Raw genomic sequence first — 14,968 nt, forward strand, 5'->3', positions numbered from 1 at the left:
AAAGTTCAAAATAAATTCAAAATAAATTCAATTTTTACTTTGCAAAATACAAATTTGCGCGTAAAATCATCACTAAAAATATAAATAGTTCAATTTAATACTTATATTTTGAACTTTGCTATAAACTTGTTCAATTTATAAATGCCGATTTTACAAGAAAGACAGATTATGGCACAGAATTTTGCTGATGAGCTTAAAAAAGCTATGAAGCGTAAGGGGTACAAGCAGATTGACGTAATCGAGCTTGCAGCAAAAAACGGTCATAAACTTGGTAAAAGCCAGTTAAGCCAGTATTTAAGCGGCAAAACCGAGCCTCGCAAAGACGTACGTAACATGCTAGCTGAAATTCTTGGAATCAGCAGCGACGGAATCAAAGGCGGTCATTCTTGTGCAAAAATCGAGCAAAACTGCCAGTCTGCAGAAGAACCACAATTAAATCAGCCACAGCTTACAGAAGCTGAACTTTCCCAAACACTCAAACATAGAACCTTCAACAAATCAACCAAACTCGAGCACGTGCTTTATGACGTTCGCGGCCCAGTTGTTGAAGAAGCAAACCGCATGGAAGCGAACGGAACGCATATTCTAAAGCTCAACATTGGAAATCCTGCGCCTTTCGGATTCCGCGCTCCAGACGAAGTGATTTACGACATGCAACAGCAGCTTATTGACTGCGAAGGCTACTCGGATAGTCGTGGACTTTTCTCCGCTCGCAAGGCGATTATGCAATACGATCAGCTTAAGGGCATTCCAGGCGTGCAAATGGAAGATATTTACACTGGAAACGGAGTTTCCGAGCTGATTAATCTTTCTATGCAAGCGCTGCTTGATTGCGGCGACGAGATTCTTATCCCAAGCCCAGACTATCCGTTGTGGACTGCGTGCGCTAGCCTGGCTGGAGGTACTCCTGTGCACTACATGTGTGACGAAAAGTCGCATTGGTACCCAGATATTGCCGACATTCGCTCTAAAATCACGCCTCGCACTAAAGCAATCGTGATTATTAACCCGAATAATCCTACGGGTGTGCTGTATAGTCGCGAAGTTTTGGAAGAGATTGTTAAGATTGCGCGCGAGTTTAATTTGATTATTTTTGCGGACGAGATTTACGACCGTCTTGTTATGGATGGCAAGAAGCATATTTCGATTGCTTCTCTTGCTCCAGACGTATTCTGCGTAACTTTCAGCGGACTTTCTAAGTCGCATATGATTGCTGGCTTCCGTATTGGTTGGATGAGTCTTTCGGGAGATAAATCCAAGGCTCGCGACTACATTATGGGTCTTAATATGCTGTCTAATATGCGCTTGTGCTCGAACGTTCCTGCGCAGTCAATTATTCAGACTGCTTTGGGCGGATACCAGAGCGTTGAAAAGTATTTGGAACCAGGCGGACGCGTGTATGAGCAGCGCGAGTATTGCTATAACGCGCTTCAAGAGATGGATGGCGTAAGCGTTGAGCGACCAGACGCTGCTTTCTACATGTTTGTAAAGCTCGATCCAAGTCGATACAACATTCACGACGACGAACAGTTTGCGCTTGATTTGCTACGCGATCAGAAGTTGCTGATTGTGCACGGCAAAGGCTTTAATTGGCAGACTCCAGGCTACTTCCGCGTAGTCTACTTGCCGCGCTTGCAAACGCTTCGTGACGCAATGGGCAAACTCGCTAACTTCCTCTCCTACTATCGCCAGTAGAAAAAATAATTTTTATATAAACAAAAAAATTATGCATATAGTGCCACGCTAAAAAAACTTAACGTGGCACTATATTTTTCATAGGAGGAAGGAATCAAAGTATTTACTAAGCAGCCTATTCTCTTATAGATGCTGCTGGGCCAATTGACTCACGCAGCAGCACAGTAATAGGTAGACATACGTGACGGGATGATGCTCGTTCATACCCAGCATTCAAAGTCTCTACTATATATTCAGCAGCTAAACGTCCTTTAGTTGTAACAGGCTGTTTAACTGTTGTCAACGGTGGATTACTACATGCAGACTCATCTAGATCATCAAAACCTGTAACAGAAATATCACGTGGGATTTGCAAACCAAACTGTCTAGCAGCATCCATTACTCCAAACGCAATAACATCACTAAAGCAGATGAACGCAGTTGGGAATGCAGAATTATTTTGTTTAGTTATTTGTGCAAAAGCTTCTTTTCCTCCAGCACGAGTGCATGGCACTTCAATAACATTTTTCTTATCGACCAGTGGGGCTATTCCATTCTCTTCTAAAGCAGAAATCACACCATCAATACGGCGACGAATTGTTCCATGCCAAGAAAGATACCCATCATCATTGCCTGATTCTGGAGAAATCACCACAAAATTGCGATGGCCCAATGAAATAAGATGCTCAGTTAATTCCTTCATAGCGCGCGTCTCATCAATATTGATACTTGGAGCCTGACTATGCACCTCACTGTCAACAATAACAAATGGCTTTCCTTGCTGCATAAGAGCTTCAACTTCACCACGATCTTCTTCTAAACCAGTTACTATAAAACCGTCAACTGCAGCATAAGGAATTGCTTTTAACATAGAATTACGAAGTGGAGGCACTAAAAGAAGCGTCAGTCCCTCTCGCTCACAGATTTGCCCAATACCTTGAATAAATTCCGAATAGTATGGATTTTCTAGCACTCGCCCTAATTGCTGTGGTAGTAACAATCCCAAACTATTTGTCTTTTGAGTTCGCAGCATATAAGCAACAGGATTACGCACATATCCTAGTTCCTTTGCAACTGAAAATATGTGTTCTACAGTTTCTGATGATAAGCGATCAGGAGTATTATACGCAAAGGAGACAGCAGATTTAGAGACACGCGCTGCATCAGCAATATCCTGCATTGTAATTTTCTTTCCCATGTCTCACACTTCTTACTTCTACATTATTTTTACTGTTGAGCTTGCAATACAATCATAGAATTATCTTTATTGGGGCGCCAACTATTTCCAACAGTTACACCATTTATAATTCGCCAATTATGATTTTGCAATTGTTGAGGTAGCTTCGATGAATTATATTCTACCAAATTATTACGTGAAATAATCATCAAAAGAGATTCTTCCTTATGCTCTCGAGAAATAATGACAGTATCTTCGTCAACAGCGTAACAACTTTGCGTGCCTCTTCGCAACGCAATATGATCACGCCGCAATGCATTTAATTGAACAATTGTACGGAATATTTCAGCATTTGCATCAAGACTATCCCACTGCATACCAGAACGGCACCCTGGATCATTATCGCCAACCATACCAAGCTCATCACCGTAATAAATCATTGGAGCACCTTCGCAGGCAAACATGCAATAGTACGCGGTTATGCAATCCTCAGTATTATTTTGATGCGCAGTTAAAACACGCTCAGTATCGTGACTACCCAACAAATTCATCATTCCATGGTGATATCCATACGGTATGCGCTCCTGCAAACGGTTAATACCGTTAACAAAATCGTATGCATTGAATCGCTTTGTCGCGGTAAAACCTAAAACTAAATCACGCAGAGTATAATTCATTGTGCTATCAGTAGTGTCTCCTTGCAACCATTGAGCAGGGTCTCTCCACTCTTCAGCTATCAAACATAATTCCGAATTTTTTGCTTTAACAACTTGCCTAAAGTCCTGCCAAAATTCTGGATAAATAAAATATGGAACATCAAGACGATAACCATCGATACCTTGATCGATCCAATATCTTGCAACATTAAAATGATGCTCACGCACCTTTGGATTAAACACATTCCACTTCGGTAGATATTCACAACCAGAACAGGTTTTATAATTAGGCACAGGCAATGACTTAACTGGGAAGTTTTTCACTGAAAAATAATTCACATATTCTGAATTCTCTTCATTTTTAACAACATCTTGAAACATCCAATGAGTTTTACCACAATGATTTAAAACTGCATCTAGTACTATACGTATATTCCGCTTATGCGCTTCATCTACTAATGTATGGAAATCTTCAAGAGTTCCTAAAAGTGGATCGATTTTAAAATAATCGTTTGCATCATAACGATGATTTGTTGCAGCAGAAAAAATTGGATTCAAATAGAGCGCATTGCAACCTAAATCATGAATATAATCAAGTTTTTCTGTAATTCCAGCAATATTACCACCTAAGAAATTCTCACGCGTAGGCTCAGCATCCCATGGATCAAGCGGCACATGACCTTCAGTTAGTATACCGTAGCCTTCACAACGATGGAAACGATCAGGAAAAATCTGATAAAATCTTGCATCAGGCAACCACTGTGGTATAGACATAATAAACCCCATCCTTAATATTTCTACAATTTCTAATCTTTCATACCCGTATTTGCAATTCCTCTAACGAGCGCACGTTGGAAGAAAAGGAACACAATGATACTTGGTATTGTTGCAGTCAAAGTTCCTGCCATTAAATAATTCCAAGAGGTTCCATAACGCCCTACGAAGGATGCTAAACCAATCTGGATTGTACGAGTTTCATCCGTATTCGTAACTAATAACGGCCAAAGGAAATCATTCCACGCAAAGAGAAAACTGAAAATACCAAGCGTCGCAAACGCTGGATATGACAATGGAACAATCAGTTTGAAGAATATTCCAAACCTGCCACAACCGTCAATGCGCGCTGCCTCATCAAGCTCTCGAGGAATTGTTGCAAAATATTGGCGAAGTAAAATAATGCCAAACACATCTGCAAGTCTAGGAACAACCAAAGCATACAGCGTATCAACCCACCCCAAATTAGCGACTATCTCATAGGACGGAATAACAATCACAAAATTAGGAATCATCAATGCAGAAAGCAGCAGAATGAATATTGTTTTCTTCAAAGGAAATTCTAAGCGCGCAAAAGCGTAGGCAGCAAAGGCATCAAATATTAAATGTCCTACAACAATTCCTACTGTCATCAATAGCGTATTCCAGTAATATTGTGCAAACGGCGCAGCTTGCCAAGCGTGAATATAGTTTTCCCAATGCCATGATGTGGGAAAAATTGAAGTATTCGTGTATGTTTCAGCACGCATTTGCAAAGAAGTAGTGAACATCCACAAAAATGGAATGATTACTGTTGCTGAACCTAAAATCAGAATCGCATGACGCGCCAAACGCGACCATAATGATGATTTCATTATTCTTCTCCTTGTGCTCCAGAAACTTTCCATTGAACCATCGTCACGCCTAGCACTAGCGCAAGTGTAATAAACGCTATTGCTGTTCCATAGCCAAAATCACCAAGCTTGAACGCATCCCGATACATCATCATGCCAAGCACTTCCGTGCCTCCGCGAGGCCCACCACCCGTGAGCATGTATGCAAGGTCGAAGGATTGGAAGCTCGTCACCAATGCCTGAACTACTACAAAAAACGTCATTGGAGACAGCAATGGGAAAGTAATCTTCCATAATTTTTGCCACCCAGTAGCTCCATCTAATGCAGCCGCTTCATACACACTTTTTGGCAATGCTTGTAACGCAGTTAAATACAAAATAGCGTTAAAACCAATATTTTTCCACACGGTCAAAAGAATTAATGCAATAAGCGCAAGCCAGCGATTTTGTAACCAATCTGGTCCGTGTATATTGAATTTCATCAACACACTGTTCACGAATCCAGAAGGATCGAGCATATATTTCCACACAATGGCTGCAGCCACAGAAGATGTAACCACTGGAAGGAAGTAAATACTACGATAAATACTCCTACCTCGTATAGGTGCATCAAGCAAAAGCGCGAGCAACAATCCAGTCAGCACACTTAATACACATACACCAGCAGCATAAATAATTGTTACCATTAAGCTGTTGAAAAACTCAGGATCTTGGAAAAGACGAGCATAGTTTTCCAAGCCAATAAATTTCTTTTCTGGAGAGAATCCATCCCACGATGTTAGTGAAATATATACAGCAGACAACACAGGGTACAGCACGAAACCACCAATAATAAGCACTGCTGGCAACAAGAATACCGCAGCACAAATTACCTGATCTTTCTGGTAGTGCCTGTGCGCAGACTTGAGAAAATGACGTTTTTTCATTACATACTCCTTGATGCAAAGAACTCCGATAGCTGAGCCAACTTTATTTCATTCGACCCAGCTATCGGCACAGTATTTATGCAATCAGCCTTTGGCAATCACGTCGTTTACTGCCTTTTCAGCATTCGCAAGCGCTTCGTCAACACTCTGCTCTCCAGCGAAAGCCTTCTCCACAGCCTTTGCAAATTCGAAGGAAATCTTTGGATACAATGGCGTATTTGGACGTGTATGAGCAATCTCCATTTGTTCCACAAACGGAATTAAACGAGGCTGTTCCTTCTTAACCCAATCCAAATACTTATCAGACTTTGCAACACTCTTCGTTACAGGAAGCATGCCAGTCTTTTGCGACCACTTGATCACCTGTTCTGGCTGCAAGAACCAATTCAAGAACTCGCCAGCAGCCTTGGCACGAGCGTCAGAATTGTGGAAGACGATTGCTTGTTCACCACCGAGATTGGTTGCCTCCTTACCATCCTTTGGATGAGGGGCTTTTGCTACACCGAAATCAAATGGTGGATCTGGCGCCCAGATGCCAACCATCCAGCTACCTTCCTGAGCAGAACCACCCTTGCCCTTTTCAAATTCGCCCCACTTAGCATATGGGCTCACGCCGCTCTTGATGAGATCCATCCAGAAGTTCATAGCCTTCTTGCCTTCTGGCGTATTGAATGCAGCCTTAGAATTATCCTTCGTCAAGAATTCGCCGCCAGCTTGCCACAAGTTGACCTGGAAGTTCCAAGTTAAACCTTCGCCGTTATCTCCTGCTTGAGTAAGCAAATCATACCCTGGCTTGCCCGTCTTTTCCTTGATTGTCTTGGCAACTTTCTTCAACTCATCCCATGTTTGCGGTGGCTTGTTAGGATCTAACCCAGCTTCTTTATAAACATCCTTGTTGTACATGTACGCAAGATTATTGGCAGTCACTGGCACAGAAACTTGTTTGCCGTCAATATGACCATAGTCAATCAATGCAGGAGTCACATCATCGAGCGTTTTCGAGCTGATAACCTTAGAAAGATCAGTCAAATTGCCCATTTTTGCAATCTGTGGCACCCATACCAAATCACTTATAGAAATATCTGGCAAGCTCTTCGACGAAGCCGATGCACGAAGCTTCGTCATAAAATCAGAATTCGGGACGCTCGCAGTCTTAATCTTAATATTTTTATGCGAAGCATTAAAATCCTTCACCATTGCATCAAAGGTATCGGCGTTAGCGCCATCCCAATAATGCCAAATGGTAAGCGATGTTGCACCATTAGCGTCGGACGATTTCGTACTACCGCACGCACTTACGCTAACAATCATTGCAGCAGCACCAATCAGTGCACATATTTTTGTAAGTTTCTTCATTGTAACCTTCTTTTTATATTCATACGTTAACTTGCACTCATTTTGCATTTAGAAAATGGATGACGAACGATTCTCTAAAGCATCAGAAAACAAACTAATAATTTTTTTATTCTTTGTTGTATGACTACATAACAAGCAAACAGTTTTTTAATTGCCACAAACACTGGCTCATATAAATCTACATGTCATGTTCACACAGATACCAAATCAAAAATGCACGCTTGTTTCTACCTCCTCCCCTCCAACTCCGAAGGCATTATCTTTAGACACCCATTGTTTGTCATCAAGCAATGCCTTAAATTGGAACTTTTTACCTTTAGGTATTCTTTCCATTTCAAATTCCCATATGTCGTTACCCAAATAATGACATGCACGACCATAATTCCAAGAAAGTGGATAAGTATCTCCTCTTACAGTTAGCGAATGACCTAAAGGAACATTCGCATGAACCATAATCTTCGTAAGATTCCGACGAACTGGGTGATACTCAGAAGTAGACGTCTCTGCGGCAAAAATAGCGACATCATGCGAAGATAATAGCACCTTAATCTGTTTACCGGTTACTCCTCCTGGCACAACAGTTGCCTTACGATTCGTATTCATCATATCTGTCAAAACAGTTCCTACAGAGATATGACTTTCTGCTCTAAGAGGTATAGTAACCATCTTTTCACCCCAAGTATTATGAGCAACTGTAATAACCTCATCGCTATTATCCTTGGCCATACGAGAGAAAGCATACACATCTTTGGCAGACCACATCTCAAGTTGACGACCTGTCCTCAATGAAGTGTGCTTACGACGAATCTCTGTTAATCGTTTAATATGCTGGTATAACGGAGATTTAGTGTTAAACGATTTCATATCTTTACGATTATCCTTATTTGCAATAGGGACTTCTGAACCATTGCCATTACCGTCATCAGCCTGTTCAGTGCCATAATAAATAATTGGCAAACCACGGGTAGTCATCATAAACGACAAGGCAGAACGTAAACGTTGATAATCATCATTTGCCCAAGTCAAAAACCTTGCTCTGTCATGATTATCAATAAATGTCTCTAATTGGTTTGGATTCCTATATTTCGTATCCTGCGAAAATAGCTTCCCTAAGTCACGCATATCCGTGTCTGCTGAAAAAGTTCTACGCACAGTGAAGAAATAAGGAAAATCTAATGCACCCCATTCGTAGTTTTGGTAATCAGCAACATAATCAACATCACCAACAAATATTTCTCCAAATGATGGAACCCCAACTTCTTTCTCAAATTTCTTTAACCAAGGTTTCGGGATAGAACGAGCAGCATCTACTCTCATTCCATCAAAGCCCATATCAATCCAATCTTTATATGTCTTAATAAGATATTTAGAGACTTGCGGATTAGACTGATCAAGATCATCTAAACCACCAAGATCACATTGCTCTATATCAGACTGCGATTCAGTATTATCGAATTTACAATCACCAAAATGATGATAAAATGCTGGATTATTCAAAAACCCTTCTGGATGATATGCCCCATTATATTTACGAGCATAAGCATCAAGATAGTCTGACGTGTGATTTGGCACAACATCGAGAATCATCTTTAATCCACGATTATGAGCTTCATTAATAAGCCTTTGCAAATCAGCTCTACTACCAAAATGTTTATTTGGTGTTGCAAAATCTTTAGTGAAATAACCATGATAGCTTGCTTCTTTACCGTCTTTTGACAACGGTTCTTGTTCAGACACAGGAGAAATCCAAATTGCAGTAACACCCAACCCTGCTATATAGTCCAAATGATTAGTTAGACCTTTCCAGTCGCCACCATGATAAAAACCTAAATCATTAGGGTTATATTCACCATGACCAAAATCATTGTTGGATGAATCACCATCCGCAAATCTATCAACTAAGACTTGATAAATAACATCACCTTCTTCCAATGGTCGCACACTATGAGCAGTGTTCGCAAAAGCAGAAGTAGATGAATTAAAAAGTAACATTACACTAATAAAAAATGAAACTATAAAAAATAAAATCCTACGCATAAATGCGCTAAACTTCATCGCTCGAGAGTTCATTTCAGTCTCCTTTGAACCGTAATGCTAAACTCTTGTAAATCAATTTACTACATTGTTAAACAAACGTCAATCCCTTAAAATAATTACATGTTATCTACTTGCTACGCTTGCAAACACTTCGTGACGCAATGGGCAAACTCTCTAACTTCCTCTCCTACTATCGCCAGTAGCCGCAGCCCCTGCCTATAAACAGCAATAAAACACTAATTTCACTCGCAGTCCAGAAAAAGGTGTATATCAATAGGCATATATCATTCAGAATATGAAAGACATTCATAACATGAAAGAAAAAAGAGAAGGAAATGAACGCTGCGGCACGAATTCGCACGACTCTTATTATATCCGTTTTATCGCTTAATGCTTTTCTTTTAACAAGCTGTAGATTTGGCGTGAGTCTATATCTTTTAATGCATGTTGACTTATCTCACGCAGCACTTAACGCAGTGTCCGTAGCACTTATGACCTGCATAGCAGCACCACTTGGCGGCATTATCGCAGATAAATATCCACCAACTAGATTGTTTATAGCTCTAACGTTCTGCTTTGCCTTGCTGTGCACTGGATATGGTTTCGCTTTAGTAGCACAGCATAACCTTATTGCTATTATGGTTACGCTACTCGGCATAATATTCGGGTTCTTTACTGCATTTTCTTCACCTAATCAAAAAGTATTGATGGCGTATAGTGTACCAACTGGCGAAAAAACCAAATTTTTAGCAAGCATGCGCATGTGGATTAATCTCAGCAGGCTTGCTGCACCTGCAATCACTGGCATATTTGTTGATATATGCAATCCTCTCATTTTCTTTACGAGCATTGCTATTGTGATGATATTAGCGGCGCTACCTCTACTGTTAGTTAATCTAAACCAGCAAGCACAAAATAGCGCAAACAATACGAAAACAGGAAGCAATAAAACTGCTGGTTTTGCAGCCTCTCTACACTATATGAAATCTACACCATGGTTAATAGTCTTAGGAGCAGTATCAGCATTACAATCTGGATCATGGCTTGCTGCATTTAGACTAATGGGAGCACACCATTGTCTCACGCTTTTTCATTCGGCATCCACATGGGGATCAATAGTCAGCATATTTAACATTGGCATGATTGTAGGTTCAGTATTATGCAAATATATTGTGCTACATTATGAGATTTTATACTCCATTTTATTACCTGGATTCCTTTCTATTCCTTTACTTATTTTCGCACTTAATAATTGGATTGCTCTTTTTCTTTGCTCTGCTTTCATTGCAGGTATTATTTTTGACGCCACTATTGTCTATGGGCAAACAGCTCTTCTCGACGGCATACCAACACGCATTCTCGGCGCAACTACTACTTTTACTTCTATTATGGAGCAATGCGGCATTATCGTAGGGTATGCAAGCGTACTAGCATGGGGAAATCTAAATTCATCATTATTCATAATGATTGCTTCTGGCGTAATACTTATTTCAACAGGTATAGCCTTATGGATTATTCAAGCTCGTAAACAAACATACCCATCAATGCTTACCAAAGATTATTGGACACCATCAACATGGGTAAAAAGAAGCATATAACAAGCCATTTAGCGCGACAGCGCAACAAAGCTATACAAATGCAATTACATCACAGGACAATTAGTTTGCACATCCTGTTGGAATCCTGATGGATCTCCAAGTTTTGCTTTACGCATGTGCTCTTTGAAAAAGTTTCGCGTTGCATCATCACAACGATCTGGACCCATAAACGGCATGCTAGGCACTTTTTCAAGCTCATGCAAAGCTTTACTTGCCGCTTGTTCATCACTAGCATACGTGTCTAGCCATTGCCGCTCCCAAGCACACTGATAATAATTAGATGCTTGCGTATCGCCATATCCACTCTGGAACTGACTGTCTTTTTCTTCTCCAACCAAGTTTGCAGGAGCTTTATATTTTTCAGGCCAACTAAGCTTTGCCACAGATTCCTGATATTCCTTCTCTATATGAGCAAAATCAACAATCTCTCTAGGCGAACTATTTTGCGAGCGCGCGCCACCCATACCACTCGCATTATTGTTGTCTACTCCTCCACAAGCATTGAACATAAGAAGCGCACTAAGCACACCAACAATAAGAGTTGCTTTACCAATAGTATGATTATTCATTATTCCTTCTTTCTTATTTTTTGAAAATTAACGCAATGCTAATGCTGGTTGTAAACGCGATGCTTTTATTGCCGGCACCACACTTCCAGCAAGTGCTGTGATAAAAGCCGCAATAACAGCTCCAATAGCGGCTTCATATGGGTAAACTGGCGGACTAACTGGGCTTGATGCATCCCAAAAACTTGATGCTATAGACACAAGACCAAAAGAAACAGCGACGGCAGCAATCGAGACTATTAGTGCTAAAATAATCGCACTGCCTAACACGAGTGAAGCAATCGACCATCTAGTAGCACCCAAAGCTCTGCGTATAAGAAGTTCATGTGTGCGCTGCTCCAACGATGCTAAACCAATATTGATTAAACCTAGCGCGGAAACAAAAAGCAATAATGCTGCTACGATAGCAAAACTTAATTGCAATACTGTTATCACATTCTCGTAATCATCACTATTATCATGTCTTCTAATTTCGTTTACTTGCCCACCACAACAGTCATAAAGAGCATCTGAAACATAAGATTTAATTGATTTTTGAGAACGATTTTCTTTATTTAACCAGTAGATTGAGCCGTGAGTTTCTTTTTCAGAATATTCCCAAAGAGTTGGAGCGTAACGTAACAAGCCTAGAATATTCACGTATGCTTTTGCTGAGTCTACGCCATCGTTCACAACTCCAACAATCCTTATAGGACTCATTTGTGTTGTTTTGCGAGAAGTAATAAATGCTACTTCACCAATCTTGTATCTTTTGCTAGCAGATTGGTTTACTACCATTTCTAATGCGTTGCTTTTAGCGCTATTACTAAACCATCTTCCACTTACAATAGGTAAGTTATAAACTTTATTGTATCCTGACGTAGTGTAAACAGCATCAACATATTGAAGATTGCTAGTTTTATATTCTTCGCTTATTTTTACGCTCTTCAAAGCTGGCATAGAAGCGCTAAACAGTAGCCCAGTGTTTGGTTGTAGCATAACGTTAGCGTTACGATTTGCGGATTCAATGCGATTTAAGAATTTGTTAAATACTGAATATTCGTCAAAATTTTGTGCTGAAAAAGTAATCTCGTATGTTGGTCTACGACCGTTTAGCTGTTCGTTAGTTGCAATAAGATAGTCCTTACCAACCGTGCCAATAAGCACTGACGCAATAACGGCAATGATGCCGATAAACATTGAAAAACCTGTAAGGAAGGATCTCATAGGAGACAGGCGCAAATCTTTAAGCAGCATGATCATAAAGAACACCGCCTTCCATAGTAAAAATGTGAGAGCAAGAACGAGCCACTTTCATATCATGAGTGACTAATAGTAATGTTGTTCCAGATTCTTGAACACGATCATGCAACACTTGAAGCACTTTTTCTCCCGTGCTACTATCGAGCGCACCAGTTGGCTCATCGCAAATAAGTAATTCGGGATTAGTAACGAGAGCACGCGCTATCGCAACTCTCTGTTGTTCACCGCCTGATAGCCTTCCAGGGTATTCATTTAGTTTATCTTGCAATCCAACAGCACATAATGCTTCTTCTATCGTTTTTCTTCTTGTCTGCTTGCTTTGTTGTAGTCCTGCGTATAAAAGCGGCAACTCAACATTTTCTCTAATGCTTAAATGCTTAATAAGCGAATAGTTTTGAAAAACAAAACCAATATTTCGAGCGCGCATATGCGATACTGTAGCATCACTACACTTTTGGATTGATTTGCCAGAATAATAGTATTTTCCAGTAAAATTTTTATTCAAAAATCCAATAATAGAAATAAGACTTGTTTTGCCGGAGCCAGACCTGCCAACTACCGCGTATGTTTCACCTTGATTAAGTAACATAGAAGCAGAGTTGACAGTGGTAAGCCATTCGCCATTGCCTAGTTTTACACGCGCTGACACGTCTTGTAGTTCAACCAGTGGAACAGGATTGTTCTCCATAATCATTGCACTCCTGGAATGAGATCAGGAGAAACACCTGCTACAACATCACCCTCATGCAAACCAGACGTAATTTCAATATTAGCGCCGTCACTGATTCCAAGACCAACTTCTTTACGCTCCCAATTATCGCCTTTCTTGTATGAGACTAATCCTTTTTGGACTCTTCCAGCAACTGCACTAACAGGCAGAGTTAGAACCGATTGTTTATGCTTGCCATTAAAAACAAGCGTCGCATTTTGGCCTGATTCTACTTCTGTGCTTTTATCTATTAAACACGTTAAAACTTTTGACGATACACTAGGCGTACTTTGCGCACTCGACTCATCTGTTTGAGTTGAATCAGCATTATCATTCTTGCTACTACCCGAAGCTGCAACATCTGTAGAAGTTCCACCGCTTTGTACTATTTGCAAACAATTGGTTGGCCCAACACCATCTTCAACTTGGAAGCGACCTTTAATATCTGCAATATCCGCAGAACGAAGTAAAGCTTTTGCGTTAAGGCTTATTGAAAAACCTTCATATTTAAGAGTAAATAGCGGGAAAGATTTAGGCACGTCCGCAGATGATTCAGCCACTGACACAACTTTAGCGTCTACTGGAGCAATAACTTTGTTATCAGCATTGTAGCCTAAAATACTTCCAGCTTTTACAGCACTTCCTGCTTTTACCGATGGAGAAAAATTCCCTCTACTTACAGCAGTGATAACAAAGGTAGACGATTGTTCTATTGTTGCTTTACCCGACACAACTTGTGTTAAAGGCTGTTTTTTGACTGAAATAAGTGGAACTGAATCATGCGATGCCTGCTGTTGACTATCATCAACTGCTCTACCAGCGCATGCAGTAAGCAAACACGCTGGCAGAGCAGCTAACAAGAATACTTTCGTAAACTTACGCATAACACAAAGTTCCTGATTTAGTATGTTAAATCTCCACCCCAAGTGTTATCAAGAAAAATTCCAGAAGCTAGCATTCTACCTTGGAATGCAAATTTAGTTCCTACCAAAATATTATCCCATGCTTTAGTGCCTGTTCGATTCCACTGTAATGAATCAGTGAATTGTGGACCACCAGGTTTTTTCATATTACGCAAACCTAAACGAAGAACCCCAGAGGGCATATCTGTAACATGTAAACTAATTGGTCCAGTAAACTGATGAGTCCTTACATAATTGTATTTTACAAGAGTGCCAGATGTGTTAAGTTGGCCTGACACATAAGCTGTATCAGCATGAGCAATATTAGCCGCCCCAAAAACAAGCAATACACCCGACATAGACGCAATCACTACTTTTTTGAAAGATTTCATAATAACCTCCTTGTTAACTATTTATTTTATGAATCATTACCAAAAAACTTTCTTTATTAATAACAACTCACTTTCAATTAAGTTTACCTTAAGGAGAAACTGCACTCCAAGACCTTGTATATGAAA

General features: G+C 40.3%; 12 protein-coding genes and 1 pseudogene. 2 read left to right on the top strand and 11 right to left on the bottom strand.

The features are described 5' to 3' along the window. Positions 1 to 168 precede the first annotated feature (168 nt). Positions 169 to 1,695, top strand: a complete 1,527-nt coding sequence (locus K9E37_RS02960; protein ID WP_012914541.1) for an aminotransferase class I/II-fold pyridoxal phosphate-dependent enzyme — start codon at positions 169 to 171, stop codon at positions 1,693 to 1,695. A 115-nt stretch (positions 1,696 to 1,810) separates the two neighbouring features. Here K9E37_RS02960 and K9E37_RS02965 read toward each other — a convergent pair whose 3' ends face one another. The 6 genes and pseudogenes from K9E37_RS02965 to K9E37_RS06460 form a co-directional block, all read right to left on the bottom strand. Next, a complete protein-coding gene (locus tag K9E37_RS02965; protein ID WP_004108190.1) occupies positions 1,811 to 2,872 on the bottom strand; it encodes a LacI family DNA-binding transcriptional regulator in 1,062 nt (353 codons plus the stop codon). Between the two features lie 29 nt (positions 2,873 to 2,901). Further along, the gene (locus tag K9E37_RS02970) at positions 2,902 to 4,281 is read right to left on the bottom strand and encodes a glycoside hydrolase family 13 protein (RefSeq protein WP_248893566.1); all 1,380 of its coding nucleotides are present in this window, start codon (positions 4,279 to 4,281) and stop codon (positions 2,902 to 2,904) included. Between the two features lie 32 nt (positions 4,282 to 4,313). Next, complete coding sequence (locus tag K9E37_RS02975; protein WP_004108195.1) at positions 4,314 to 5,135, bottom strand: carbohydrate ABC transporter permease; 822 nt, start codon at positions 5,133 to 5,135, stop codon at positions 4,314 to 4,316. Then, complete coding sequence (locus K9E37_RS02980; RefSeq protein WP_012914542.1) at positions 5,135 to 6,040, bottom strand: carbohydrate ABC transporter permease; 906 nt, start codon at positions 6,038 to 6,040, stop codon at positions 5,135 to 5,137. The genes K9E37_RS02975 and K9E37_RS02980 overlap by 1 nt, the downstream gene beginning before the upstream one ends. Positions 6,041 to 6,124: 84 nt before the next feature. Further along, complete coding sequence (locus K9E37_RS02985; protein ID WP_033888414.1) at positions 6,125 to 7,396, bottom strand: ABC transporter substrate-binding protein; 1,272 nt, start codon at positions 7,394 to 7,396, stop codon at positions 6,125 to 6,127. An 873-nt stretch (positions 7,397 to 8,269) separates the two neighbouring features. Beyond that, positions 8,270 to 9,466 (bottom strand): annotated as a pseudogene (locus K9E37_RS06460) (alpha-amylase family glycosyl hydrolase); the annotation flags it as partial. 302 nt (positions 9,467 to 9,768) lie between these two features. On the opposite strand from K9E37_RS06460, the gene K9E37_RS02995 reads away from it, so the two are divergent. Then, positions 9,769 to 11,031 carry an MFS transporter gene (locus K9E37_RS02995; RefSeq protein ID WP_102703482.1) on the top strand — a complete coding sequence of 421 codons (1,263 nt, stop codon included), beginning with the start codon at positions 9,769 to 9,771 and terminating at the stop codon, positions 11,029 to 11,031. 44 nt (positions 11,032 to 11,075) lie between these two features. Here K9E37_RS02995 and K9E37_RS03000 read toward each other — a convergent pair whose 3' ends face one another. The 5 genes from K9E37_RS03000 to K9E37_RS03020 are packed head-to-tail and all read right to left on the bottom strand — an operon-like array spanning position 11,076 to position 14,842. Further along, positions 11,076 to 11,600, bottom strand: coding sequence for a hypothetical protein (locus K9E37_RS03000; protein WP_102703483.1), 525 nt, complete (start codon positions 11,598 to 11,600; stop codon positions 11,076 to 11,078). Between the two features lie 27 nt (positions 11,601 to 11,627). After that, positions 11,628 to 12,839: an ABC transporter permease gene (locus tag K9E37_RS03005; protein ID WP_103014047.1), complete on the bottom strand. Its 1,212-nt coding sequence runs from the start codon at positions 12,837 to 12,839 to the stop codon at positions 11,628 to 11,630. Continuing rightward, positions 12,823 to 13,533 (bottom strand): ABC transporter ATP-binding protein, encoded by a 711-nt coding sequence (locus K9E37_RS03010; protein WP_102703485.1) that lies wholly within the window; start codon positions 13,531 to 13,533, stop codon positions 12,823 to 12,825. Before K9E37_RS03010 ends, K9E37_RS03005 begins: the two co-directional genes overlap by 17 nt. Then, complete coding sequence (locus K9E37_RS03015; RefSeq protein WP_012914547.1) at positions 13,530 to 14,432, bottom strand: efflux RND transporter periplasmic adaptor subunit; 903 nt, start codon at positions 14,430 to 14,432, stop codon at positions 13,530 to 13,532. Before K9E37_RS03015 ends, K9E37_RS03010 begins: the two co-directional genes overlap by 4 nt. 17 nt (positions 14,433 to 14,449) lie before the next feature. Further along, the gene (locus K9E37_RS03020) at positions 14,450 to 14,842 is read right to left on the bottom strand and encodes a hypothetical protein (RefSeq protein ID WP_012914548.1); all 393 of its coding nucleotides are present in this window, start codon (positions 14,840 to 14,842) and stop codon (positions 14,450 to 14,452) included. Positions 14,843 to 14,968 lie beyond the last annotated feature (126 nt).

Source organism: Gardnerella swidsinskii (genome assembly GCF_023277705.1).
Taxonomy (GTDB): Bacteria; Actinomycetota; Actinomycetes; order Actinomycetales; family Bifidobacteriaceae; genus Bifidobacterium; species Bifidobacterium swidsinskii.